The sequence below is a fragment of the Rhizobium sp. BE258 genome (assembly GCF_031457345.1).
In the GTDB taxonomy this organism is placed as follows: domain Bacteria; phylum Pseudomonadota; class Alphaproteobacteria; order Rhizobiales; family Rhizobiaceae; genus Rhizobium.
Genome location: NZ_JAVDWL010000001.1, coordinates 417,261 through 442,774, shown reverse-complemented (window position 1 = coordinate 442,774; position 25,514 = coordinate 417,261). Strand labels below are relative to the sequence as shown.

General features: G+C 62.4%; 21 protein-coding genes. 12 read left to right on the top strand and 9 right to left on the bottom strand.

Annotated elements, in window-relative coordinates; genetic code table 11:
• Nucleotides 1-10: 10 nt before the first annotated feature.
• The 6 genes from J2X43_RS02150 to ugpB all read right to left on the bottom strand — a co-directional run bounded on the left by J2X43_RS02150 (nucleotide 11) and on the right by ugpB (nucleotide 5,988).
• On the bottom strand, nucleotides 11-1,099 hold the full coding sequence (locus tag J2X43_RS02150) for an HlyD family secretion protein (RefSeq protein ID WP_310290589.1): 1,089 nt from the start codon (nucleotides 1,097-1,099) through the stop codon (nucleotides 11-13).
• Between the two features lie 15 nt (nucleotides 1,100-1,114).
• Complete coding sequence (locus tag J2X43_RS02145) at nucleotides 1,115-1,648, bottom strand: helix-turn-helix domain-containing protein (RefSeq protein ID WP_310290586.1); 534 nt, start codon at nucleotides 1,646-1,648, stop codon at nucleotides 1,115-1,117.
• A gap of 179 nt (nucleotides 1,649-1,827) precedes the next feature.
• Entirely contained in the window at nucleotides 1,828-2,874 is a 1,047-nt protein-coding gene (locus tag J2X43_RS02140) for a sn-glycerol-3-phosphate import ATP-binding protein UgpC (protein WP_310290584.1), read from the bottom strand.
• Nucleotides 2,874-3,722, bottom strand: coding sequence for a sn-glycerol-3-phosphate ABC transporter permease UgpE (gene ugpE / locus J2X43_RS02135; protein WP_112516416.1), 849 nt, complete (start codon nucleotides 3,720-3,722; stop codon nucleotides 2,874-2,876). The genes J2X43_RS02140 and ugpE overlap by 1 nt, the downstream gene beginning before the upstream one ends.
• A gap of 9 nt (nucleotides 3,723-3,731) precedes the next feature.
• A complete protein-coding gene (gene ugpA, locus J2X43_RS02130) occupies nucleotides 3,732-4,613 on the bottom strand; it encodes a sn-glycerol-3-phosphate ABC transporter permease UgpA (protein ID WP_310290580.1) in 882 nt (293 codons plus the stop codon).
• 64 nt (nucleotides 4,614-4,677) lie between these two features.
• Nucleotides 4,678-5,988, bottom strand: a complete 1,311-nt coding sequence (ugpB, locus tag J2X43_RS02125; protein ID WP_112388825.1) for a sn-glycerol-3-phosphate ABC transporter substrate-binding protein UgpB — start codon at nucleotides 5,986-5,988, stop codon at nucleotides 4,678-4,680.
• Nucleotides 5,989-6,236: 248 nt separating this feature from the next.
• Here ugpB and J2X43_RS02120 point away from each other — a divergent pair, with 248 nt between their 5' ends.
• The 4 genes from J2X43_RS02120 to J2X43_RS02105 all read left to right on the top strand — a co-directional run bounded on the left by J2X43_RS02120 (nucleotide 6,237) and on the right by J2X43_RS02105 (nucleotide 9,965).
• Nucleotides 6,237-7,487, top strand: a complete 1,251-nt coding sequence (locus J2X43_RS02120) for an aconitase X catalytic domain-containing protein (protein ID WP_310290576.1) — start codon at nucleotides 6,237-6,239, stop codon at nucleotides 7,485-7,487.
• Nucleotides 7,484-7,912 (top strand): aconitase X swivel domain-containing protein, encoded by a 429-nt coding sequence (locus tag J2X43_RS02115; RefSeq protein ID WP_310290574.1) that lies wholly within the window; start codon nucleotides 7,484-7,486, stop codon nucleotides 7,910-7,912. The genes J2X43_RS02120 and J2X43_RS02115 overlap by 4 nt, the downstream gene beginning before the upstream one ends.
• 22 nt (nucleotides 7,913-7,934) lie before the next feature.
• Nucleotides 7,935-8,966, top strand: coding sequence for a hydroxyacid dehydrogenase (locus J2X43_RS02110; protein ID WP_310290572.1), 1,032 nt, complete (start codon nucleotides 7,935-7,937; stop codon nucleotides 8,964-8,966).
• A gap of 93 nt (nucleotides 8,967-9,059) precedes the next feature.
• On the top strand, nucleotides 9,060-9,965 hold the full coding sequence (locus J2X43_RS02105; RefSeq protein WP_310290569.1) for a DMT family transporter: 906 nt from the start codon (nucleotides 9,060-9,062) through the stop codon (nucleotides 9,963-9,965).
• Here the strand turns inward: J2X43_RS02105 and J2X43_RS02100 are convergent.
• Nucleotides 9,962-11,326 carry a Xaa-Pro aminopeptidase gene (locus tag J2X43_RS02100; protein WP_310290566.1) on the bottom strand — a complete coding sequence of 455 codons (1,365 nt, stop codon included), beginning with the start codon at nucleotides 11,324-11,326 and terminating at the stop codon, nucleotides 9,962-9,964. The genes J2X43_RS02105 and J2X43_RS02100 overlap by 4 nt on opposite strands.
• Before the next feature lie 260 nt (nucleotides 11,327-11,586).
• Here J2X43_RS02100 and J2X43_RS02095 point away from each other — a divergent pair, with 260 nt between their 5' ends.
• From J2X43_RS02095 to J2X43_RS02060, 8 genes are all read left to right on the top strand, one after another.
• Entirely contained in the window at nucleotides 11,587-15,057 is a 3,471-nt protein-coding gene (locus J2X43_RS02095; RefSeq protein ID WP_310290563.1) for an indolepyruvate ferredoxin oxidoreductase family protein, read from the top strand.
• Nucleotides 15,058-15,141: 84 nt separating this feature from the next.
• Nucleotides 15,142-16,305, top strand: a complete 1,164-nt coding sequence (locus tag J2X43_RS02090) for an isovaleryl-CoA dehydrogenase (RefSeq protein ID WP_310290560.1) — start codon at nucleotides 15,142-15,144, stop codon at nucleotides 16,303-16,305.
• Complete coding sequence (locus J2X43_RS02085; RefSeq protein ID WP_310290557.1) at nucleotides 16,302-17,909, top strand: carboxyl transferase domain-containing protein; 1,608 nt, start codon at nucleotides 16,302-16,304, stop codon at nucleotides 17,907-17,909. The genes J2X43_RS02090 and J2X43_RS02085 overlap by 4 nt, the downstream gene beginning before the upstream one ends.
• Nucleotides 17,910-17,916: 7 nt before the next feature.
• Nucleotides 17,917-19,896: an acetyl/propionyl/methylcrotonyl-CoA carboxylase subunit alpha gene (locus tag J2X43_RS02080; protein ID WP_310290554.1), complete on the top strand. Its 1,980-nt coding sequence runs from the start codon at nucleotides 17,917-17,919 to the stop codon at nucleotides 19,894-19,896.
• Nucleotides 19,893-20,750: a hydroxymethylglutaryl-CoA lyase gene (locus tag J2X43_RS02075; protein ID WP_310290552.1), complete on the top strand. Its 858-nt coding sequence runs from the start codon at nucleotides 19,893-19,895 to the stop codon at nucleotides 20,748-20,750. Before J2X43_RS02080 ends, J2X43_RS02075 begins: the two co-directional genes overlap by 4 nt.
• Before the next feature lie 2 nt (nucleotides 20,751-20,752).
• The gene (locus tag J2X43_RS02070) at nucleotides 20,753-21,532 is read left to right on the top strand and encodes a crotonase/enoyl-CoA hydratase family protein (RefSeq protein ID WP_405049563.1); all 780 of its coding nucleotides are present in this window, start codon (nucleotides 20,753-20,755) and stop codon (nucleotides 21,530-21,532) included.
• Between the two features lie 78 nt (nucleotides 21,533-21,610).
• Nucleotides 21,611-21,982 carry an antitoxin Xre/MbcA/ParS toxin-binding domain-containing protein gene (locus J2X43_RS02065; protein WP_112389052.1) on the top strand — a complete coding sequence of 124 codons (372 nt, stop codon included), beginning with the start codon at nucleotides 21,611-21,613 and terminating at the stop codon, nucleotides 21,980-21,982.
• Nucleotides 21,975-22,493, top strand: coding sequence for an RES domain-containing protein (locus J2X43_RS02060; RefSeq protein ID WP_310291258.1), 519 nt, complete (start codon nucleotides 21,975-21,977; stop codon nucleotides 22,491-22,493). Before J2X43_RS02065 ends, J2X43_RS02060 begins: the two co-directional genes overlap by 8 nt.
• A 141-nt stretch (nucleotides 22,494-22,634) precedes the next feature.
• Here J2X43_RS02060 and J2X43_RS02055 read toward each other — a convergent pair whose 3' ends face one another.
• Both J2X43_RS02055 and J2X43_RS02050 read right to left on the bottom strand, forming a co-directional pair.
• A complete protein-coding gene (locus J2X43_RS02055; protein ID WP_310290547.1) occupies nucleotides 22,635-23,828 on the bottom strand; it encodes a glycosyltransferase family 4 protein in 1,194 nt (397 codons plus the stop codon).
• Nucleotides 23,825-25,462, bottom strand: a complete 1,638-nt coding sequence (locus J2X43_RS02050; RefSeq protein WP_310290544.1) for an alginate lyase family protein — start codon at nucleotides 25,460-25,462, stop codon at nucleotides 23,825-23,827. Before J2X43_RS02050 ends, J2X43_RS02055 begins: the two co-directional genes overlap by 4 nt.
• Nucleotides 25,463-25,514 lie beyond the last annotated feature (52 nt).

Sequence of the window (25,514 nt, the reverse complement as noted above, 5' to 3'; positions counted from 1 at the left end):
CTATTCCTGATCAGGGACGGGTGTCGACGGTCACCGTTGTCGAGAGGCCGGGCCGCAGCGCCTGATCCTTGACGGCGGTGTCATCGAGCGCCACGCGGACGGGCACGCGCTGGACGATCTTGGTGAAATTGCCGGTGGCGTTTTCAGGTGGAATGACGCTGAAGGTGGCGCCGGTGGCCGGTGCGATGCTGCTGATCTTCCCGGTCAGATCGTGGCCGGGATAGATGTCGGCGACCACGGTCACCTTCTGTCCGGGCTTGATGACCGCGAGCTGATCTTCCTTGAAATTGGCGTCGATCCAAAGGCCCTTTTCGGGGATCACGCTCAGGAGATAGCTGCCATCGGAAACGAAAGCGCCGATCTGGGCTGCCCGGTTGCCGACATAGCCATCAACAGGCGAGCGGACCTCCGTGTAGCTGAGATTGAGCCGCGCTGTCTCGGCATCGAGCCTGGCGCCGTCGAGCGCCGATTGCGCCTGGGCGATCTGCGTATTCAGAACCTGTATCTGCTGTCGCGCCGCCGTCAGTCCGGCGTCGGAGGCGGCGACTGCGGCCTTCGCCTGCGTATCGGCCAGAACCGCCTTCTGGGCGTTCTGCTCGGTTCCCGTGCTCTGTGTTGCCAGATTGCGATAGCGCACCGCGTCGATCTCGGTGAAATCGGATGCCGCCTTCTTGGCAGCAAGGTCGGCTTCCGCCTGTTTCACCAGCGAGGCCTGAAGCGCCGACTGGGCGTGAAGATTGTCGAGGCTCGCCTGCTGTTCGCGCACTGCCGCCTCGGCGCGATCGACTGCCGTCTTGAATGTGCGGCTGTCGAGGCGCACCAGCAACTGACCTGCCGTCACCCGCTGATTGTCATCGACCAGAACAGCCTCGACATGGCCGGAAACCCGCGGCGAGAGCGCCGTGGTGTTGCCGCCGATATAGGCGTCGTCGGTGGTCTCGAGATAGCGGCCGGTCTGCGACCAGTAATAACCGTACCATCCGGCGCCGCCGGCGATGGCAATGACTGCAAGAATGCCGAGCGGGCGCTTGGGGCTTCTCTTCGGCTTCAGGGAAATGGCTCCCTGGGTGAGTTCGGATTCAGTCACGACCTTGTTCATGGCCATGCTCCAGTCTTATTGTTCTTGGTTGGGGGCGGGGCGCTCGATCAGCGCCGTACCGGACGCTTCGGAGCGAAATGGATAGCGCAATCGCAGCGTCTCGCTGGCCGCGGGTCCGGCCGCGACGTCATATTGCGGCTTGGCGAGCGGATTTCCGGTCTTGCGGTCGACAAGCACGGGATCGGCCCAGGCGCCGCTTTGCTTGTCGACGATGACAAGGCTCGGCCCTTCAGGTGCGAAATGCCGGTTGCTCCAGGCGATCATCGACCAGATGACCGGGCGGAAGTCCTCGCCGCAGGCCGTCAGCACATATTCGAAACGTTGCGGCCGCTCCTGATACGCTCGCCGTTCCAGCAGCCCTGCCTTGACCAGATTGTCGAGGCGCCGCGTCAGTGTCGCGGTGGCAATGCCGAGGTTCTTCTGAAAATCGTCGAACCGCGTCACGCCGCGCAGCGCATCGCGCAGGATCAGAATGCTCCACCATTCGCCGACGCGGTCGAGACTGCGGGCGATAGGGCACTGCATGGATTTGAAGCTTTTATTCTGCATGACGGCACCTAGTAGCTTTCATTATGAAAGTTACAATACGCCGACCGATTGCACTTTGCAAGCCGTTTGCTTGTGTTGCGAAATACAGAGCTCCGGCGCGCCGGCATGGCCGAAACGCGAAGGGCCAGCCGTGGTGTCGGCTGGCCCTTCGCGGATCGCAGAAAAATCAGATGGAAGGATCAACCGATCCTTTTGCCTGCAGCGTCGAAGAAATGCAGCGCTGATTGCGCCGCGCCGATCGTCACGCGGGCGTCGATGGCGATCTGCGACCGGCCCGGGACGCGGAAGACGATGTCCTGGGTGTTCGGCAGCGTGCCGTGGACATAGCTTTCGGCGCCGACGAGCTCCACCGCGCCGACGCGGACATCGGCCGTGAAGGCATCGGGCTTGCCGGGTTCGGCGAGATGCAGGTCTTCAGGGCGGATGCCGAGTGTCGCGGTGCCGGAGGGCAGGGGTGTCGCGCCGTTGCCGAGCGCAAAGCCGCTGCCGCTGGTCTCCAGCAGGTTCATCGATGGCGAGCCGATGAAAGTGGCGACGAAGGTGGTAGCCGGCTTCTCGTAGAGCTCGATCGGTGTCCCGACCTGTTCGATATGGCCGCCGTTCAGGACGACGAGCCGGTCGGCAAGCGTCATCGCCTCCATCTGGTCGTGGGTGACATAAACGCTGGTGGTCGCCAATGCCCGCTGCAGCCGCTTGATCTCGACGCGCATCTGCACGCGCAGTTTCGCATCGAGATTGGAGAGCGGCTCGTCGAACAGGAAGGCTGCCGGTTCGCGCACGATCGCGCGGCCCATGGCGACGCGCTGGCGCTGGCCGCCCGAAAGCTGGCGCGGCTTGCGCTCCAGGAAGGGTTCGATCTCCAGCGATTTCGCCGCCTTGACGATCCGCCGCTCGATTTCGTCCTTTGGCGTGTTCCGGTTCTTCAGGCCGTAGGCGAGGTTCTGGCGCACCGTCATATGCGGATAGAGCGCATAGTTCTGGAAGACCATGGCGATATCGCGCTCGGAGGGCTCGAGATCGTTGACGACGCGATCGCCGATGCTGATCTCCCCGGAACTGATGCCTTCCAGGCCGGCGATCATTCTGAGCAGCGTGGACTTGCCGCAACCGGAGGGGCCGACGAGCACCAGGAGTTCGCCGTCGGCGATCTCGAGCGAGACGCCCTTGATGACTTCGACGCCGCCGCCATAGGTCTTGCGGACATCGTTGAGGGTGATCCTGGCCATTACTTCTCCGTCTCCACAAGACCTTTGACAAACCAGCGCTGCATCAGCACCACGACGAGGATGGGCGGAATGATCGCAAGGATCGCCGTCACCATCACGAAATTCCAGGGCGTTGCCGCGTCGGTGAAATCCACCATCTTCCTGAGCCCGATGATGATCGTGTTCATCTGCGCGTCGTTGGTGACGAGCAGCGGCCAGAGATACTGCGTCCAGCCATAGATGAACAGGATGACGAAGAGGGCCGCGATATTGGTGCGCGACAGCGGTAGCAGGATATCGCGCATGAAGCGGAACGGTCCGGCATTGTCGATGCGCGCGGCCTCCAGCAATTCGCCTGGGATCGTCAGGAAGAACTGGCGGAACAGGAAGGTCGCGGTCGCCGAGGCCATCAGCGGCAGGGTCAGCCCCGCGTAGGTATCGATCAGGCCGAGATCGACGATCACCTTGTAGGTCGGCAGGATGCGCACCTCGACCGGCAGCATCAGCGTCACGAAGATCATCCAGAAGAACACCATGCGCAGCGGGAAGCGGAAGAACACCACCGCGAAGGCCGACAGGAAGGAGATCAGGATCTTGCCGACGGCAATGAGGATCGCCACCACGAAGGTGTTGAAGAGCAGCCGTTCGAGGCTGACGCCGACGGCGCGCTCGACACCGCCAAACAGCGCCTCGCTGTAATTCTCGGTGAAGTGGCTGCCCGGCAGCAACGAGATCGGCGGCTTGATGATCTCCGCCGACGTCATCGTCGAGGCGATGAAGGTGTAATAGATCGGGAAGGCGACGATGATGATGCCGATGATCAGCATCAAATGGCCGATGAGGCTGGCGATGGGGCGTTTTTCGATCATTTCAGGCCCTCACGCATAATGCACCCGCTTCTCGACGAAGCGGAGCTGGAAGGCCGTCAGCGCGATGACGATGATCATCAGGATCACCGATTGTGCGGCGGACGAGCCGAGATTGAGGTTCACGAAGCCGTCGTTATAGACCTTGTAGACCAGCGTTTCCGTCGCCTTGGCCGGGCCGCCGCCGGTCACCGAATGGATGATGCCGAAGGTGTCGAAGAAGGCATAGACGGTGTTGACAACGAGCAGGAAGAAGGTGGTCGGCGCCAGCAGCGGGAAGACGATGGTCCAGAAGCGGCGGCTGCCGCGGGCGCCGTCGATGGCGGCGGCCTCGATCAGCGCTTTCGGGATCGCCTGCAGCCCGGCGACGAAGAACAGGAAATTGTAGCTGATCTGCTTCCAGGCGGCTGCGACGATGACCAGCGTCATCGCCTGGTTGCCGTTCAGAAGCGGATCCCACATGAAGCCGTTGCGCCGCAGGATGTAGGCGAAGGTGCCCATGGCAGGATTGAACATGAAGAGCCAGAGCATGCCGGCGACGGCAGGCGCCACGGCGTAGGGCCAGATCAGAAGAGTCCGGTAGAAGGTCTGCCCGCGCACCACCTTGTCGGCCGCCGTCGCCAGGGCCAGCGCCACGACCATCGAGAGCAGCGCCGTCAGCACGCTGAAGACGACGGTGACATAGAGCGAGTTCAGGTAATTCGGATCGGCGAAGACGTCGCGAAAGTTTGCAAGGCCGACAAAGCCGCTCTTCAGCCCGAACGGATCTTCACGCTGCATCGATTGATAGAGCGCCTGGCTTGCCGGCCAGAAGAAGAAAACCACGGTGAGGATGATCTGCGGAGCGACCAGGAAATAGGGAAGGATCTTGTTCGGAAAGACGACGCGCTGCACGGCGATCTCCTTGACATGAAGGGCCGCCCGCAGCCACAAGGGATGCGGGCGGGAACGCCGGTATTTACTGGCCGATCGCCTGCTGGATTGCGGCATTGCCGCGTTCGACGGCCTTGTCGAGCGCTGCCTTGGCATCCTGCTTGCCGGCCAGCATCGCCTCGAACTCCTCATTCATGATGTCACGCACTTGCGGCAGATTGACGAGACGCACACCCTTGGAGTTTTCGGTCGGCGCCTTGCCCATCATCTGCAGGATCGGCGTTTCGCGGCCCGGGTTCTTTTCATAGAAGCCGGACTTCTTGGTGTCCTCATAGGCGGCCATGGTCACCGGCATGTAGCCGGATACCTGATGCAGGCGGGCCTGGATCTTGGTCTGCGACAGGAAGTGGAAGAACTGGGCGATGCCCTTGTATTCTTCGTCGCTCTTGCCGGCGAAGACCCAGAGGCTGGCGCCGCCGGGGATGGTGTTCTGCGGACGTCCTTCGCCTTCATAGTAGGGCAGCTGGCCGATACCGTAGTTCATGCCCGTCTTGATGATGTCGCCGAGACCGCCTGACGATTCCGTCATGATGCCGCATTCACCGGAGGTGAAGAGCTGCTTGGCTTCCGAGGTGCGGCCGCCGTAGCGGAAGGTGCCGTCCTTGGCGAGATCGGCAATCGCCTGGAAATGCTGGACGAAGAGCGGTGAGTTGAAGGCGAGCTTCACGTCGGTGCCTGCAAGGCCGTTCTCGTTGGAGCCGTAGGACACGTTGTTCCATGCGGCGAGGTTCTCGGTCTGGATCCAGGTGAGCCAGGTCGAGGTCAGGCCGCAGGCAGACGCGCCGCTCGACTTGATCTTCTTGGCCGCTTCGAACACTTCGGGCCAGGTCTTCGGCGGGCTTTCCGGGTCGAGACCGGCCTTCTTGAAGGTGTCCTTGTTGTAATAGAGGATCGGCGAAGACGAATTATAGGGGAAGGACAGCATCGTGCCGTCGGGCTTCGAATAATAGGCGGCGATGCCGGGCAGGTATTCCGACTTGTCGAACTTGAAGCCGCCCTTTTCGAGAACCTGGGCTGCCGGCATGATCGCGCCCTCGGCGCCCATCATCACGCCGCTGCCGGCGTCGAAGACCTGCAGGATCGCGGGCGGCTGCTTGGCGCGGAAGGCGGCGATGCCGGCATTCAGCGCTTCCGGATAGGTGCCCTTGAAAACCGGGACGATCTTGTAGTCCTTCTGGCTTTCGTTGAATTCCTTGGAGAGCTGGTTGACCACTTCGTTGTTGGCGCCCGCCATGGCGTGCCACCACTGCAGTTCGGTCACTGCAAAGGCACTCGAAGCGAACGAGAGCGACAAGGTGATGGTTGCCGCGGATGCGGCCATGAAACGAATGGACATGGTTCCTCCCTATGTGTCCTGCCGTGCCGTTTTGAACGGAGCACGGCCTGCCGGCGTAGATCCTCCTCGATCCCACCGGCCGGTTTCGTTACGAAACTTTCCGCATACAAAACGAAAAGAAACGAACTGGCAAATGAAATTGTGAAGGTTTTGTGACATAGTGTTTGTGACAGTTTTGTCGAGTGCGCCTTTGGTCGAATTCGCAAGCCATCTTCTCTCCCGCAAGACGACCTGATAGCGTCGCCGCCATGCATTCCTCTCTTCAGCTTTCCCCTGATGACAAAGCCCTGCTCGACGGCCGCCATGGTGAGGCGGCGGCTTTTGCCATGCGGCTTCTCGTTCGTTTCGCCGAGGCTGTCGGCGCCACAAAACTGGTGGATATTGAGGCTTCCCATATCGACGGCTGTCTCTATCTCGGCGAGGTCAGCCTCGATTTCGTCGAGCGGATGGTGTCCTGGGGCGGCCGTGTTCGCGTGCCGACGACGCTGAATGTCGGTTCGGTCGATCTCATCCATCCCGAACTTTTCCGCGGCGACGAGGCGCTTGGCCGCAACGGTGCGCGGCTGATGAAGGCGCATGAGGAGCTCGGCTGCGTCCCGACCTTCACCTGTGCGCCCTACCAGACGATCTTCCGGCCGCGCTTCGGGGCGCAGATCGCCTGGGCGGAATCGAATGCGATCGTCTTTGCCAATTCGGTGCTCGGCGCCCGCACAAACCGCTATGGCGATTTCATCGATCTCTGTTGCGCGCTGGCGGGACGGGCGCCCTATTATGGACTTCATGTCACCGAAAACCGGCGGGCGACCGTGCTTGTCGATATCGAGGAGTTTGCCGAGGGTGAGCGGGATGCCGGGTCGATCTGTGTCGCTGCCGGTCACGCCATCGGCCGCCGCTGCGGCGATCGCATCCCCGTCATCCGCGGGCTGCCAGAGGAGAGTTCAGAGGACGACCTGAAGGCGCTCGGTGCCGTTGCCGCCTCGGCGGGCGCCGTCGCGCTGTTTCACGCCGTCGGTCTGACGCCGGAGGCGCCGACGCTGGAGGCGGCCTGTGGCGGGGTCGAACCGCAGGAGACGATCCGGCTCAGCCGCAACGATATCCGCGACACCATCCGCAATCTCTCGACCGTGGCGGAAGGGACGCCGCTTGCAGCCGTCAGCATGGGAACGCCGCATTTCTCGATCGGCGAGTTCGAGCGGCTGATGCCGCTGCTCACGGGCGGGAAGGCTGCTGTCGATATCTACATCAACACCAATCGCGAGGTTCTGGCGGAGCTTGAAAATCGCGGCTGGCGCGTGGCGCTGGAAGCTGCGGGTGTGACGCTCGTCATCGATACCTGCACCTATGTCACGGCGATCATCCGCGACATGTCGGGTGCGGTGATGACCAACTCGGGCAAGTGGGCCTATTACGCACCCGGCAATATCGGCGTCGACGTTGCCTTTGGTTCGCTCGCCGAATGCATGGCCTCGGCGCGTTCGGGCAAGGTGGTGCGGCTGTGACGGCATTTTCCGCGACGACACTGATGGAAGGCAAGGCTGCGGCGGCAGCCTTCGTGCTCGCCGAGCCGCTCAGTTTCTGGGGTGGCGTCGATTCGGCGACCGGCAGGATCATTGACCAGTGGCATCCGCAAAGCGGCCAGTCGATCACCGGCGCGATCCTTGTCATGGAGGCAGGCAGGGGATCGAGCTCGGGAAGCTCGGTGCTGGCCGAAGCCATCCGGCTGAAGACAGCCCCTGCGGGGATCATCCTGTTGAAGCGCGATGCGATCGTCGTCACCGGCGCAATGGTTGCGGAGGCACTCTACGGGATCGGCTGTCCGGTGGCGCTTGCAAGGCCGCAGGACTGGCCGCTGATTTCGGCGGCAGCCTATCTGTCGATCGATGCCGGTCAGCGTGGCGCTGAGATAAGGATTGTGCAGCCTTAGGCGGCTGCAGGAGGAGGACATGATGACGAAGACCGAAAAGCCCCTGGCGATCAGCGCGCCTGAACCGCGCACGCTCGATCTGATCTTCAGCGATGAAGCGCGCCGGGTGCTTCGCGACACATACGAGATCGTCGAGGCCGATCCTGACAATATCGCCGGTCTCGGCGACGAGGTGCTCGGCAAGGCGCGCTATGTCATCGGACAGCCACCGCTGTCGGAGGAAACGCTGGCGCGGATGACGTCGCTGCGCTGCGTGCTGAATGTCGAGAGCAATCTCATCAACAACATGCCCTATGACGTGCTCTTCCAGCGCGGCATCCATGTGGTGACGACGGGCCAGGTCTTCGCCGAGCCGGTGGCCGAAATCGGTCTCGGCTTCGCCCTGTCGCTCGCCCGCGGCATCGTCGATGCCGATGTTGCCTTTCGCGACGGCAACGAGCTCTGGGGCGGCGAGGGCAATGCCAGCGCCCGGCTGATCGCCGGATCGGAGATCGGCATCGTCGGCTTCGGCGATCTCGGCAAGGCACTGCGCCGCCTGTTGTCGGGCTTCCGCGCCAAGGTGCGCGTTTTCGATCCCTGGCAGCCGAAGTCGATCATCGAGGAAAACAATGTCGAGGCGGCAAGCCTGGAGGATGTGCTGACGAAGAGCGACTTCGTCTTCGTCGTTGCCGCCGTTACCAGCGAGAACAAGGGCTTTCTCGGAGCCGAGGCCTTCGCCAGCATGCGCAAGGGAGCGGCCTTCATCCTGCTCAGCCGCGCCGATGTCGTCGATTTCGATGCGCTGATGGCCGCTGTTGCCTCAGGCCATATCGTGGCGGCAAGCGATGTCTATCCCGAAGAGCCGCTGCCATCCGATCATCCGGTGCGCAAGCTCAAGGGCTTTATCCGCTCGGCCCACCGCGCCGGAGCGCTCGACAGCGCCTTCAAGAAGATGGGCGACATGGTGCTCGAGGACATGGACCTGATGGACCGCGGCCTGCCGCCGATGCGCTGCAAGCGCGCCGAACGGGAAACGGTTTCACGCATGCGGTCGAAGGGCGTGAAGATCAACTGATCAAATCTTCGCGGAGGGCTATTCCTCGCATTGTCAACGGCGCCCGGTCTTGCTAGGCCGGGGCACCTCAACGCATTCCCATCGCAGGCTTTCATGTTCTCCAGATCGACCGATGAGGCGCCTTCCCCGCTGGTGGGAATTGCCCTTGCCTGCATCGGCTATTCGCTGTTTGCCATCCAGGACGCCGTCGTCAAATGGCTGGTCGCCGACTATGCCGTGCCGCAGATCCTGTTCATCCGCAGCGTGATGATCGTCGGCTTCTCGGCCTTCTTCATCCACCGGAATCGGCATCCGTCGATCCTGAAAAGCCAGCACAGAAGTTCCGTTCTGCTGCGCGCCGTTTTGATGCTGGGCGCCTGGCTTGCCTACTACTCCGCGGCCCGCCATCTCGGGCTCGCCGAAATCACCACGATGTATTTCTCGGCACCCGTCATCACCGTCGTGCTGTCGATCTTCATCCTGCGCGAAAATGTCGGCCCGATCCGCTGGCTGGCCTGCATCGGTGGCTTCATTGGCGTCGTCCTGGCCGCCAATCCTGCCGAAGCGCCGAGCCTTATTCCGGCCGGCATGGTGTTTTTCGCCGGCTTCTGCTGGGCCTGGAGCACCATCCTCGTGCGTCTCGTCAGCCGCACGGAAAGCACCGTCAACCAGATGCTGGCAACAGGCGTGCTGTTCGTCATCGTCTGCGGCGCGGCACTGCCCTTCGTCTGGAAGACCCCCGATGCCTTCGGATGGGTGCTGATGATCGGCCTTGGCTGCATCAGCGCGGCCGGACAGTACATCCTCTACGAAGGTTTCCGCTATGCGCCGGCCTCGACGCTGGCGCCGATCGAATATAGCGGCCTGATCTGGGCTTTCCTCTATGGCTACCTGATCTGGGCCGAGATCCCGACGCTGAATGTCGTTGCCGGGGCCCTGCTGATCGTCGGCTCCAGCCTGGTATTGATCTGGTGGGAACGGCGCCTCGTGATCATCTCGCGGCGCCGCCTGACGGCTTAATCGCGAACCAGCACATGCCCTGACTTCAGCCAGAATGGCGGGAGATAGAGCGGCGTCGAGGACAGCGGCAGGATGCTGTCCTTGACCGCGACACCCAGCTTGTCCGCCATGAAGCTGCGGCGCGCGGCGATGCGCGCATGCATCGCCGGATAGCGCTGGCGGATTTCTTCCCGGAGCGTGGCGTCGGCAAATGCTACGGCATCCTCGCTATTGAGCGCCCAGCCCGCGGGCATCGGCACCGGGATCACGTCGACCTGAAACGGCATGCCGGAGCGGAGCCGATCCGTCGATCCCGGCTGTACCGGCGAATGGAGCCATTCCTCGTGGCTGCCGAGATGGCCGGGGTTGAGCGCGGAGTTGAGCCCCGCCGACTTCAGCTTGCCGGTCACCGCCTCGAAGAGCGCGCCGCCGGTGACGCCGATATCCGATGTTTCGTACCAGGTGATCAGCGCCTCGAAATAGGCTTTCGCCGGCTTCAGGAAGTCGTGGTCGTGGTCAGCAAGCAATCCGGCGCGCGATGACAGTGCACCCCAGTAGCCGAGCGCCGTGGTGACGCCGTCGCCGCGCTTCAGCTTTCGCGCCGTCGGGCTGCGCAGGCCGATGATGTGTTCGCCCTTGCTGACTGAGGTAAACATCGTGTGGACGTTGAGCGGATCGCCTTCATAACCGAGTCGCCCCAGCGCCTCGAATTCCGTATCGCCTTCACGCACGCCCGAGACAACGCGCCAGAGTGCCGTCGAGCAGCGTGCGGCGGCCCATTCGAAGGCAGCGAGCTGATCGACATCGACGACCGAACGCAGCCCCTTTTCCGGATGCATCAGTACCTCGGTGCGATCGAGGAGCTTGCCACCGCTGCCGATGGCGCGACTGAGCATCTTGACGATGAAATCCGGGACGAAGAAGCTTTCCGCATAGTCGTCATCTTCCTCGGCAGAAAGATATTTCCAGCCAATCAGTCCGATGCTGTCTCCGGGCATGATACCGGCATCCTTGAGACGGTAGGCGAGGCGCGGGTCTTGCGAGCGGTCCTGACCCATCAGGCTGAAGCTCTGCGCGCGCAACACTTCGATGCCGGGCAGCCGGGCGAGCGCCGTATAGCTCTCGGATTCGTTGCCGGTGATGATGACGCGCTTGCCGCCTTTGCCGAGCATCAACAGCGCCTCCTCGAAACGCGGCTCGAATCCGGAGAGGAACATGATGTTTCCGAAATGCTCCCGGTCGGCATAGACGACGAGCCAGTCCGTCCCGGCATTCTTCAGCGCTGCGTCGGCGCGCGCGGCATAGGTGGCGGCGGGAATCTGTGGCTGTTCGCCGAGCGGACCGAAATCCGGCAGGGCGACGGGTGCGAGCGAAATGGTCATGTTTTCCTCCGATGCGCCCGCTCCAAACCGGGCTCGACGGATATGGCGAGATGGCGGCCGCAAGGTCAATCGGCAAAGGCCACCCATTGCAAAAATGTCGTGATGGCACATTCTAATTTTCGAATGATGCGCGGCCGCGCCATTCTTGGCCCGGAAATTCCGCAACCGCAGTGCTACTATCGCGTTACATGCCAAGGGAGCGGAAGAGGAGCCCTCCCTAGGCGTCATGGTTCACCACTGCGATCTCGGGAGGAGAGCAGATGCTGGCGACGAGTGTATCGCTCGACGATAAATATACGGCCGAAGAGGGCCGGGTCTTCATGTCCGGACTGCAGGCGCTGGTTCGCCTGCCGATGACCCAGATGCGGCGCGACCATGCCGCCGGGTTGAACACCGCGGCCTTCATATCAGGCTATCGCGGCTCGCCGCTCGGCGGTTACGATCAGCAGCTGATGAAGGCGCAGCGCTATCTCGACCAGCACCAGGTCACCTTCCAGCCCGGGATCAACGAGGATCTTGCCGCTACCGCTGTTTGGGGCAGCCAGCAGGCAGGTCTTTCGCCGGGAGCCAACAAGGACGGCGTTCTCGGCATCTGGTACGGCAAGGGCCCGGGCGTGGATCGTTCCGGCGACGTGCTGAAACATGCCAATGCGGCGGGCACTTCCAAGCACGGCGGTGTGCTCTGTTTTGCCGGTGACGACCATGCGGCCAAGTCCTCCACCGTTCCGCACCAGACCGACCATGATTTCATGTCGGCGGTCATTCCCGTTCTCTACCCATCCTCGATCCACGAATTCATCGAATACGGCCTGCTCGGCATCGCCATGTCGCGCTATTCCGGGTGCTGGGTCGGCATGAAGTTCATAGCCGATACCGTCGAGACGACGGCGGCCGTCGATCTTTCGGGCGAGAAGCGGCAATTCGTGATGCCGACCGATTTCGAGCTGCCGCCTGGCGGGCTCAACATCCGTTGGCCGGACCCGCCGCTGATCCAGGACGACCGGCTGCAGACCTACAAGGCCTATGCGGCAATCGCCTTTGCCCGTGCCAACCGGGTCGATGAAATCACCCATGATGCGCCGCATGCCCGCTTCGGCATCATCTCCTCGGGCAAGGCCTATGAGGATGTGCTGCAGGCGCTGCGCGAGCTGGAGCTCGGCCGCGCGGAGATGGAAGCGATCGGCATCCGCATCCTGAAGATCCGCATGCCCTGGCCGCTGGAGCCTGAGGCCGTCCGGCATTTCTCCGAGGGTCTGGACGAGGTGCTCGTCATCGAGGAACGCCGCGAGATCATCGAGAACCAGATCAAGCAGCAGCTCTTCAACTGGCGTTCCGACGTGCGCCCACGCATCGTCGGCAAGTTCGACGAGCATGACAAACCCTATCTCAGCCTCTCGGCGGCGCTGACGGTGGGTGCCGTTGCGCGTGCCATCGCCGGGCGCATCCTGAAGCTCGACATGGACCCGGCGCTGCACCGGCGGATTTCCGAGAAGCTTGCCTATCTCTCCGAGCGCGGCCAGATCAGCCGCAGCCATGTGCCGCCGCTGCAGCGCACGCCGTTCTTCTGTTCCGGCTGTCCGCACAATACCTCGACGCGCGTGCCCGAAGGCAGCCGCGCCACCGCCGGTATCGGCTGCCATTACATGGTCACCTGGATGGACCGGAATACCGAGACCTTCACGCAGATGGGCGGCGAAGGCGTGCCGTGGACGGCGATTTCGCGCTATACCGACGAGAAGCATATGTTCGTCAACCTCGGTGACGGCACCTATTTCCACTCCGGTATTCTGGCGGTGCGCCAGTCGGTCGCCGCCAAGGTCAACGTTACCTACAAGCTGCTCTATAACGATGCCGTCGCCATGACCGGCGGCCAGCAGATCGACGGCTATATGACGCCGCAGCTGATGACCAAGCAGCTCTACAATGAAGGCGTCTCGCCGATCTATCTGCTCTCGGACAATCCGGATGCCTATGTGGCGCCTGAGCTTGCGCCCGGCGTCACCGTCCTGCACCGCGATCATCTCGATCCCGTCATGCTGAAGCTGCGCGAAACGCCGGGTTGCTCGGCGATCGTCTACGTACAGACCTGTGCCGCCGAAAAGCGCCGCCGCCGCAGCCGCGGCCTGATGGAAGATCCGGCCAAGCGCGTCTTCATCAACGAAGCGGTTTGCGAAGGCTGCGGCGATTGCTCGGTGCAGTCGAACTGCATTTCCGTCGAGCCGCTGGAAACCGAGTTTGGCCGCAAGCGCCAGATCAACCAGTCGACCTGCAACAAGGATTTCTCCTGCGTGAAGGGCTTCTGCCCATCCTTCGTCACCGTGAAGGGCGGCGAGCGCAAGAAGCGCAAGGCTGTCGAGCCTGTCGATGCAGATATTCCGATGCCGGTCATTCCTGAAATCGGTGACCGCCCCTGGAACATCGCCATCGCCGGCGTCGGCGGCACCGGCATCCTGACGATCGGCGCCGTGCTCGGCATGGCTGCCCATCTCGACGGCAAGGTGCCGATGATCCTCGACATGGCCGGTCTCGCCCAGAAGGGCGGCGCTGTAATGAGCTATCTGCGCATCGGCCGCGAGCAGAAGGACGTGACCTCGCCGCGGATCGTCAATGGCGGCGCCGATCTGCTGCTGGCGGCTGATGATGTCGTTGGTGCCTCAAAGGACGCGATCACGCTCTGCAAAACCGAGCGCACCACGGCGATCGTTAATACCGGCCTGATGCCGGTTGCCGATTTCGTCCGCAACCGCGACTTCGACTTCAAGACTGGCTCGGTGATGCATGCGATCGCCGAGACCGTCAGCGACCGCTCCGTCTTCCTCGACTTCAGCCACGCGGCGACTGCGCTGACCGGCAATGGCATCAATACCAACATCCTGCTCACCGGCTTTGCCTGGCAATCCGGCCTGGTGCCGCTGTCGCTCGAAGCGATCGAAAAGGCGATCGAGATGAACGGCGTAGCCGTCAAGGCCAGCCGCGCCTCGTTCAACTGGGGGCGTCTTCTCGCGCACGATCCGGAAGCGGTCCGCGCCGCGATGGGCGAGAAGGAAGAGCGCAGGACGCTTGCTGACATGTCCTTTGCCGAGGTCGTCAACCACCGCAAGGCGCATCTCACGGCCTATCAGGACGAGCGGCTTGCCGCCCGCTTCGGCGCTCTCGTCGATCGCGCCAAGGCTGCTGCCGCAAAGGTCGGCCTCTCGGACAAGATCCCCTTCGCTGCCGCCGTCACCTATGCCCGTGTCCTCGCCTACAAGGACGAGTACGAGGTGGCCCGGCTGCTGACGGATCCGGCATTCGAGGAGAAGATGCGCAACGAGATGGACGGCGATTTCCGTCTGGTCTTCAATCTCGCGCCGCCGGTCCTCTCGGGCAAGGACCCGAACGGCCGCCCGAAAAAGCGTGAGTTCGGCGCCTGGATTCTGCCGGTGCTACGCGGTCTCGCACGCTTCAAGCGCCTGCGCGGCACGGCGCTCGATCCCTTCGGCTATCTGCATGAACGCAAGATGGAGCGGCGGTTGATCTCCGATTACGAGGCGATCGCTGCCCGCGTCCTCGCGAAACTCAACGGCAGCAACGAAGCGGAAGCTCTTGCCATTCTGACGTTGTTCGATGAGATTCGTGGCTACGGGCTGGTCAAGGAGGCGGCCGCCCGCACGATCATGGAGCAGATCGACAAGCGTCTGAAGGCTTACGAGACGACGGGCGAGCCGGCGCGCATGCCGGACGCCGCATAGTTAGCGACTAAGAGCAATTCCAGCAAAAGTGCGAAGCGCTTTTGCGTCCGGAATTGTGGACTGGGTCTAGGGGAGAGAGGCCGGATGTATTCAGGTGGCTTGAGTTTTGCGCTCGGCGAGGAAATCGAAGCGCTGCGCGACGCCGTGATACGCTTCGCCAGTGAACGGATCGCCCCGCTCGCCGACGAGACCGACCGCAACAATGCCTTTCCGATGCCGCTCTGGCGCGAGCTCGGCGACATGGGCCTTCTCGGCATCACTGCCGCTGAAGAGTATGGCGGCGCCGGTCTCGGCTATCTCGCCCATTGCGTCGCCATGGAGGAGATCAGCCGCGCCTCGGCCTCGGTGGCGCTGAGCTACGGCGCCCATTCCAATCTCTGCGTCAACCAGATCAACCGCAACGGCAATGCCGGACAGAAAAGCCGCTATCTGCCAAAGCTGATTTCTGGCGAGCATGTCGGCGCGCTCGCCATGTCCGAGCCCGGTGCCGGTTCCGACGTCGTCTCGATGAAGCTCAGGGCCGAGAGGCGCGGCGACCGCTACGTGCTGAACGGCAGCAAGATGTGGATCACCAACGGTCCGGATGCCGATGTCCTCGTTGTCTATGCCAAGACCGATCCGGAAGCCGGGCCGCGCGGCATCACCGCCTTCCTGATCGAGAAGGGCTTCAAGGGCTTTTCGACCGGCCAGAAGCTCGACAAGCTCGGCATGCGCGGCTCCAACACCTCGGAGCTGATCTTTTCCGATTGCGAAGTGCCCGAGGAAAACGTGCTCGGCACGGTCGGCGGCGGCGTGAAGGTGCTGATGTCGGGCCTAGATTACGAGCGCGTCGTGCTCTCCGCCGGCCCGCTCGGCATCATGGCCACCTGCATGGATATCGTCGTGCCCTACCTGCACGAGCGCAAACAGTTCGGCCAGGCGATCGGCGAGTTCCAGCTGATGCAGGGCAAACTCGCCGACATGTATGTGACGATGAACACTGCGCGAGCTTATGTCTATGCCGTCGCCACCGCCTGCGATCGCGGCGAGACCACCCGCAAGGACGCCGCCGGCTGCATCCTCTACGCCGCCGAAAAGGCAACCGCCATGGCGCTGGAAGCGATCCAGGCGCTGGGCGGCAACGGCTATACCAACGACTACGCCGCCGGCCGCCTGCTCAGGGATGCCAAGCTCTACGAGATCGGCGCCGGAACCTCCGAAATCCGCCGTATGCTGATCGGCCGCGAACTGTTTGCGGAGACTGTATGACCGTACTGAAATCCGAAATCTCCACCAATTCCGAAGCCTTCAAGGCGAACCGCGCAGCGATGCAGGAGGCGAGCAAGCTCGTTGATGAGGCCGTTCGTGTTGCTGCCAATGGCGGCGGGCAGGTGGCGCGGGAGCGGCATGTCGGGCGCGGCAAGATGTTGCCGCGCGATCGCGTCATGGGCCTGATCGATGCAGCGACGCCGTTCCTCGAGGTCGCGGCGACGGCGGCGCATGGGATGTATGATGGCGATGCGCCGTCGGCGGGGCTGATCACCGGCATCGGCCGGGTGATGGGCCGCGAATGCATGATCGTCTGCAACGATGCGACGGTCAAAGGCGGCACCTATTATCCGATGACGGTGAAGAAGCATTTGCGGGCGCAGGAGATCGCCGCTGAGAACAATCTGCCCTGCATCTATCTCGTCGATTCCGGTGGCGCCAACCTGCCGAACCAGGACGAGGTCTTTCCAGATCGCGATCATTTCGGCCGTATCTTCTTCAATCAGGCAAACATGTCGGCCGCCGGCATTCCACAGATCGCCGTCGTCATGGGCTCATGCACCGCAGGCGGCGCCTACGTGCCCGCGATGTCGGACGAGACGATCATTGTCGAAGGGCAGGGGACGATCTTCCTCGCCGGTCCGCCGCTGGTGAAGGCTGCGACCGGCGAGATCGTCACGGCCGAAGATCTCGGTGGCGGCGATGTCCATACGCGGCTGTCGGGTGTTGCCGATCATCTCGCGCGCGACGATGCCCATGCGCTGGCGCTGGCCCGCCGCAGCGTTGCGGCGCTCAACCGTCCCAAGCGCACGCAAATCGAGCTACAGGCGCCGGAGCCGCCGCTCTACGATCCCTCGGAGATCGCCGGGATCGTGCCGGCCGATCTGCGCACACCCTACGATATCAGAGAGGTTATTGCCCGCATCGTCGATGGCTCGCGCTTCGACGAGTTCAAGGCGCGCTATGGTGCGACACTGGTCTGCGGCTTCGCGCATATCCACGGCATGCCCGTCGGCATCATCGCCAATAACGGCGTGCTGTTTTCGGAATCGGCGCTGAAGGGCGCACATTTCGTTGAGCTCTGCTCGCAGAGGAAGATCCCGCTGATCTTCCTGCAGAATATCACCGGCTTCATGGTCGGCCGGAAATACGAGACCGAAGGCATCGCCAAGCACGGCGCCAAGCTCGTCACGGCAGTGGCGACGACCAGGGTTCCTAAGATTACTATGCTGATCGGTGGGTCATTCGGTGCTGGAAATTACGGCATGGCCGGCCGCGCCTTCTCTCCGCGCTTTCTCTGGACGTGGCCGAACAGCCGCATCTCCGTCATGGGCGGCGAGCAGGCGGCGGGCGTGCTGGCGACCGTGCGCGGCGAGGCGCTGACACGCGCCGGCAAGCCATGGAGCGCAGAAGAGGAAGCGGCCTTCAAGGAGCCGGTGCTCGACCGCTTCGAGAGCCAGAGCCATCCGCTCTATGCCTCGGCGCGGCTCTGGGACGACGGGATCGTCGATCCCACAAAGAGCCGCGATGTGCTCGGCCTGTCGTTGTCGGCGGCGCTGAATGCCCCGATCGAAGACACGCGCTTCGGCCTGTTCAGGATGTGAGGCTGCCATGTTCGACAAGATACTGATCGCAAACCGGGGTGAGATCGCCTGCCGCATCACCCGCACCGCGAGGCGCATGGGCATTCGCACGGTCGCGGTCTATTCCGACGCCGATACCGGCGCGCTTCACGCGGAAATGGCCGACGAGGCCTATCGCATCGGCGGCGCGGCGGCGCATGAGAGCTATCTGTCGATCGAGCGCGTCATTGCGGCTGCGACCCGCTCCGGGGCTCAGGCGATCCATCCGGGCTATGGGTTTCTCTCGGAGAATGCGGAATTCGCCGAAGCTGTCGAAGCAGCCGGCATGGTGTTCATCGGCCCGCAGCCTTCCGCCATCCGTGCCATGGGCCTCAAGGATGCGGCCAAACGGCTGATGGAACAGTCCGGGGTTCCTGTTGTGCCCGGTTATCACGGTGACAATCAGGATCCTGATTTCCTGGCGGCAAGGGCGGCCGAAATCGGCTTTCCAGTGCTGATCAAGGCGCGGGCGGGCGGTGGCGGCAAGGGCATGCGCCGCGTCGATCAGGCACAGGATTTTTCCGCCTCGCTGGAAGCGGCGCGGCGCGAGGCGGCGGCTGCATTCGGCGACGATGCCGTGCTGATCGAGAAATATCTCCTGCGGCCGCGCCATATCGAAATGCAGGTGTTCGGCGACCGCCATGGCAATGTCGTGCATCTCTTCGAGCGCGACTGCTCGCTGCAGCGCCGCCATCAGAAGGTCATCGAGGAAGCGCCGGCCCCCGGGATGACGGCGGAGATGCGCCGGGCGATGGGCGAGGCAGCGGTCCGCGCCGCCAGGGCGATCGATTACCGCGGCGCCGGAACGGTGGAGTTCATCGCCGACGTTTCCGACGGTCTCTGGCCGGATCGCTTCTTCTTCATGGAAATGAACACTCGTCTGCAGGTGGAGCATCCCGTGACCGAGGCGATCTCGGGCGTCGATCTCGTCGAGTGGCAGCTGAGAGTGGCGGCGGGTGAGCCGCTGCCGAAGAAGCAGGCCGAGCTTGGCATCAACGGTTGGGCCTTCGAGGCGCGCATCTATGCGGAGGACGCAGCGAAAGGCTTCCTCCCCGCGACCGGCAAGATCGAGCGCCTTCAATTTCCCGAAAGCGGAGCCAGGATCGACGCAGGCATCAGGGCCGGAGACCGGATTTCGGCGCATTACGATCCGCTGATCGCAAAGCTGATCGTTCATGGAGACAATCGCCAGACTGCGCTGTCCGGTCTGCGGAGCGCGCTTGAGGCATCGCGGATCGAGGGAACCGTCAGCAATCTGGCGTTTCTCGCCAATCTGACGCGCCAGGAGGATTTTGTCAGCGGTCATCCGGATACCGGCCTGATCGAAAGGAACCTCGACAGCCTGACAGCGGTTCTGGCGCCAAGCGGATCGGCCATCGCGCTTGCGGCGGTCCTTTCGCTCGACATGCAGCGTGGCGGAAGCGATCCCTGGGAGACGCTTGGCCACTGGCAGCTCTGGAGCGAGATGCAGCGCATCGTCACCCTGCAGCATGGAGGTGAAACGCTGAGCCTCCGGGTTATCGCTCGTGGCTTCGACATGTTCGCGGCCCATAACGGCCAGCGTGTCGTCCCGGTCAGGATCGTCAGCCGCGACAATGGGCGCATTCATGCCGAAGCCGATGGACGCCAGGTTCTCGTCGAAGCCCGGCGATATGGACGGCAGCTTTCGCTCAGGCTCGATGGCGCGACCCACGTTTTCGAACTGCCCGATCCGCTTGAGACCGCAGCCTCCGAGATCGCCGGCGGCGACCGGCTGGTGGCGCCGATGCCCGGATTCATCAAGCTGGTCCGTATTGCCGAAGGCGCGTCCGTTGCTAAGGGACAGCCGCTGATCGTCATGGAGGCGATGAAGATGGAGCTGACGCTGACTGCCGCCCGCGATGGCGTGGTGGAAAGTGTCGCGGTCAGCGAGGGACATCAGGTTTCCGAGGGTGCGGTGCTGGTCAGCCTGAAGGCGCTCGGGGAATGAGGCCGCGCCGCGTCTCGATCGTCGAAATGTCGCCGCGCGACGGTCTGCAGAACGAGGCGCGCTTCGTCGAGACCAGCGATAAGGTCGCGCTCGTCGATTTGCTCTCAGGCTGCGGTTTCGAGCGTATCGAGGTGACGAGTTTCGTCAGCCCGAAATGGGTGCCGCAGCTTGCCGATGCGTCCGATGTGATGGCACGCATCACCCGCCGCCCCGGCATCCGCTACGCGGCGCTGACACCAAATATCAAGGGCTTCGAAGCGGCGCTGGCGGCAAAAGCCGATGAGGTCGCGATCTTCGCATCGGCCTCCGAGAGCTTTTCGCAGCGGAATATCAACTGTTCGATTGCCGAAAGCATAGCGCGTTTTAGGCCCGTCGCGGAAGCGAGCCGGGAGCATGGCATTCCCATGCGCGGCTATGTCAGCTGCGTTGTCGAATGCCCGTATGAAGGGACGATTGAGCCTGTGGCGGCGGCCGATGTGGCGCGCCAGCTTCGCGACCTTGGCTGCTTCGAGATCAGCCTCGGTGACACGATCGGCCGGGGGCGGCCTGAGGCGGTCGACCGCATGCTGGCGGAGGTGCTGGAGGAGATCCCGGCGGATCGGCTGGCTGGGCATTTCCACGATACGGCGGGCGGCGCGCTGGACAATATCGATGTGGCGCTGGAGCGGGGAATTGCGGTGTTCGATGCATCTGCCGGCGGTCTCGGCGGCTGCCCCTATGCGCCGGGCGCCAAGGGCAACGTCGATACGCTTGATGTCGCCCGCCATCTCCAAGCGAAGGGAATAGAGACGGGGCTGCTTCTGGACCGGCTTGCGGAGGCTGCGAGCCTCGCCAGAAGCCTGAGGAGTGAATGACGATGCCTGAAACGCTGAAAGTCGCCATCGAGAATGGCATCGCGCGCCTCACGCTGGCGCGGGGCGAGAAGCACAATGCGCTTTCGTCCGCCATGATGGACGAATTGATCGCGGCTTCGAGGAAGATCGGAGCCGATCCGGCGGTGCGCGTCGTCGTGCTTGCTGCGGAGGGCAAGAGCTTTTGCGCCGGTGGCGACCTTGGCTGGATGCAGCAACAGTTTGCCGCTTCGCGGGCTCAGCGCATGGACGAAGCCCGCCGCCTGGCAACGATGTATCGCACACTGAGCGATCTGCCGAAGCCGGTGATCGCCCGGGTTCATGGCAACAGCTTCGGCGGCGGGGTGGGGCTGCTGGCTGTCTGCGATCTTGCCGTCGCTGCCGGTACTGCGCGTTTCGGCCTGCCCGAAGTGCGGCTCGGCATCATTCCGGCGACCATCAGCCCGTTCGTCGTCGCGCGCATCGGCGCGGCTGCGGCACGCCCGCTGTTTCTCTCCGGCAAGCCGATCGATGCCGGGGAGGCGCGAGCTATCGGTCTCGTCGATCGCATCGTTGCGGTCGAGGAGTTAGACCGCACCATCGAGGTGGAGGTCAGCCATTTCCTGCAGGCCTCGCCCGAAGCGGCAGCACGCGCCAAGGCGCTGGCAAAGTCGCTGGCACCGCCGATTACTGATGCTTTGCTCGAAAGCGTGATCGGGCAGCTTGCCGATGCCTGGGAGACGGCTGAAGCACATGAAGGCATTGCGGCTTTCTTCGAAAAGCGCAATCCGCCTTGGCGGGCATGACATGCTTTGCGCTTGAATTGATCGAAAGCTGAGCCTATTTTGATAAGCAGTTGATCAATTTTCGCCAAGGTGATGATAATGGCAGCTCTGAGCTTCGATGTTGCAGCCGCCCGTTACGGTGACGGACAGTCGGCATTTCTCTCCGCGCGCCGCGTTGCCGATCAGCTTGGCGTTACGCTTGCCGAACTTGCCCGGCTGATCGGTGTTGCCCGCAACACGCTGACGGCGAAATCGAGTGCCCGGAAGGTCGATGGCGCGCTCAGCAATGTCGTGCGCATCCTCTCCATGGCAAGCGAGATGGCGGGTGACGACAATCGCGCCGTGATCTGGTTCAAGCACCAGCCGATCCCGGGCTGGGCCGGCAAGACCGCCTTCGATCTCGTCGGTGAAGGCAAGCCGGACAAGGTGCTTGCCTATCTGGAAGCCGTCCGGTCTGGCGTCTATGCCTGAAGGCCTTGAGGCCGGCACGCTTGAGCTCTGGCGGGCCTTCGTGCCACGCTGGGCCTTTGCGCCACTCTCGGGTGAAGGGGCAGCGCGCTTCGGCGGCCGCTGGAACCCGGTGGGTGAGGCAACCATCTATGCGGCCTGCGAACTTTCGACGGCTTGGGCCGAATATAATCAGGGCTTCGTCCAGCATCCGGCCGTCATCGCCAAGCTTGAACTGACAGGCGCACGGCTTGCTGACACGACCAATGCCGCATTTCTCGAAGCACATGCGGAAACGATCGCAATCCACCGCTGCGAGTGGCGGCTGGAACTCGATGCCGGGCGCGTTCCCGCGACGCACCAGTTGCGGGAACGGTTGATCGCCGCAGGCTTCGATGGCGTGATCTATCCCTCCTTCATGTCGCCGGGCGGCCGCTGCGTGGCGCTCTGGCGTTGGAATACACCCGGCGCGCCGAAGCTTAGCGCCGTCGATCCCGAAGGACGCCTGCCGAAAACCGCTGCGTCCTGGCTCTAGCATCGATATGGACACGCGCTCGTCAGCGGTCTTGCGAACTATCCGTAACTTTATCGTTCAAGCGTATTGGCAAGGTGCGGAAATCAAATTGCGAGAGATATCGCAGTAGCAAGGCGAGAGCGACAGCGGAAAGTCCGAGCGCTAACTCCGTCCTCTCGCCGATACCTCCAGCAGCCGCTTGGCCATCCGAGACATGATTGCCCTACGGTCATATTTATCGAGAAAGGCCTGACGATTTGTTGTGCCTGGCTGAAGCTGCTCTAATGCCTTCAGCCCACCTTCCACATCGCACGGATTGAACAGAGCAGCGTTGCCAATTTCTTCCGCGATGAATTTTGCACTGAAGCCGCTAACGCCAGCGAGGATCGGCTTCCCGGTGGCTGCGTATTCAAACAGCTTTGACGGGATCACTCGCTCGAACGCTGCAATGTCATTTAGATGCAGAAAAAGGATATCGGCGTCACGGTAGATGTCGATGACCTCAGCCCGCGCCACAGGTGGCAAGAGAATCACGTTGCTGACGCCCTTGGCCTGCAAGGCGCTTTTCAGCGCGTCGATCCGGCCACCATCGCCCACGACGCGGAAGCGAGCTTTGCCGACCGTTCGCATAGCAAGCTCCGGAATTATCAAATCCAGACCTTGGCCATCACCAATATTGCCCGCGTAGACGATGTCGAGGACCGGATCCGTCTTCGCCTTAAGCGGAGCGAAGTCGGCTAGAAACGACTCGTCGACGCCGTTGGTGAAGACATCCAGGCGGATGTCCTGGCCATACCTCTCCTGAAAATAAGGGACGAAGCCACCCGAAACGACGTTCACTCCGTCTGCACTCCTTACGGCCCAGCGCTCCAAGAGGCCAAATACACGCAGAAGCTGACCAGATATCTTACCCTTTGACAGAGTCAGCATCGTCTCAACGAAAATATCTCGAATATCAAGATAGAGCGGCGACCTGGACTTGCGTGCAATATAGGTGCCCAGAACCGCAGTCATGAGTCGGCTCGAGGTGGCAACTACGAGATCGTACTTCTGCGCTTTTGCCAAACGGGCCGCAGCGCGGGCAAATCCCATAAAGCGCTTGACTTGGCTCAGACGGCCGGAGCCCGGCGGCGGCAGTGCAATGCGCGTAATCGTCGTTTCACCGTTCACCTCGCGCTGAGCGGCTCGCTCCGATACAACGGAATTATAGCGATTAGGCATGGTGGTGATGACTTCAATCTCGAGATCACCACCGCTTTCCTCAAGCAGCGCCTTAACCAGCGAGGTCGCGCGGAATGATCCGGCGGAGAGATCTGGCGGGAAGTAATAGGTGAGAAGCAGAATACGGCGTGTCATTGGGAAATCAGCTCGAAGTTTGTTACGGTCGGCTGCAGTGGCGAGGTCATCTCCCACACCAGAACATTGCGTGGCGAGCGAATCCCGAATTCGGATGCGAACTGTCCATCGACGGTTAAGCACTTGGCCGAACCCTCGACATGAACCTCGATCAAGCGGTTGCTGGCTGTTTGTAGCAGCCAACCGTTGTCGCGGGTCTTCACAACCCTGACGGAGGGATGCAATGGGAAGCGTGCGGTCACGTGATGCCCAGAAGAGCTATGTACCGTATCGGTAATTCGCAGCACGTTGCCGGCGAGCGATATCGCGCGCTGGTGAATGGGCTTACCGGTCAGGAAGCGATAGCCATCATGAGACGCGCGCGCTTCTTTGCCATTTGCGGACAAGGAGACGTCGCTCGGTCGTGCTCGGCGTCCGACGCGGAAGCTCGACCAGACTTCCGATGAATTTTGACCGTCGATCTCCACTGTCGCGTGAGACGCCGTGCTCCGCTCGACGTGTCGCAGGGCATTGTTCTGATAGGTGGAGGTTCCTCCGTTGGTCACCAGCCGCTCCGACCCAACAGAAATCTCTACAGAGAGCGTGTCGGCATGGCCGTGGCCAGGAATATAGGTGGGACCAACAGGCGCAGCGTCAAAGATGACTGTCCATGGGGCCTCCACAAGCCGAATGTACCCGCTGTCCTTAAGCCAGACAGATCCCGGCGTTGCGGCCTCTGGCGCAAGGCCCAATCCTCTTGCGTAGTGGACAAGAGCGGCGTGGTTTCGCGCCTCATGAAACGCCGCATCATTGAAAAGCGCGATCTCACCGTCAGGATGAGTCATGGCCCCCAGCCATTTGAGCATGGCAAGAGCAGCGCTACTCCAAGTCCCGGCCCATGACGCGGTAACGTCCGGATAAATTCGGCCAAGCTGAACAAGATCCAGCATGTCTTCGGTCAGCAGCGCGTGATACATCGGACTGCGCTCGAAATGTGCGCCGTCGGCAAGCACCTGTTCGGCAAGTTCTTTCCCCATAAGGTCAAGGCCACAGGCTCTAAACTCGTCCGCTTCTTCGCCGTCAAGGAAGCAGCCGAGAAAAATCAACGCTTTGGCATTGATGAAAAGATGGTTGCCACGCAAGTGATGCTCAAGCTGCCTTCTCAAGGCACGCGCCTGCACGGTCAAGCTCTTCTCGAAACCATCCGGAAGCGGCGCTCCCATCAAAGCAGCTGCAATCCAGTTTACTGTCCGGCGCGATAGAGGATATGCTTCCCAACCCGCGCCTTGAGCCGGCGGGTTTTCCCTGATCCAGCGGGCCATGGCGCTTTGATGCCAGCGCGCGCGTTCTTCGTCGGTTGAGCTAAGAAGATCGTCGAAATAGTGAAGGTTATAGGTCCAAAGGCGAGGCAATGCTGGATTGTTCCAGCCCGCGCCAGCGTCAAGTTCAAACGATTCCGCAAGGAACTTGAAACGCGTTGGCGACAGCATGCTTGCGGGATGCGGCGTGAAGTTCGTCCACAACGCTTTCGGCTCACGCCGGGAGAGCTCGGGACCTTCCAGTTGACTCGGCGTCGGCGCGCGTCGAACAATCCTATTGATGATCTGTCCCGGTTGGAGATGGACGACGGTTCTTGCCAATCGAGCCAGATTCATTGTGGGTCCTTCTTGGCGATCCCGAGACGATTTTTCACCGAGTTGAGCGTTA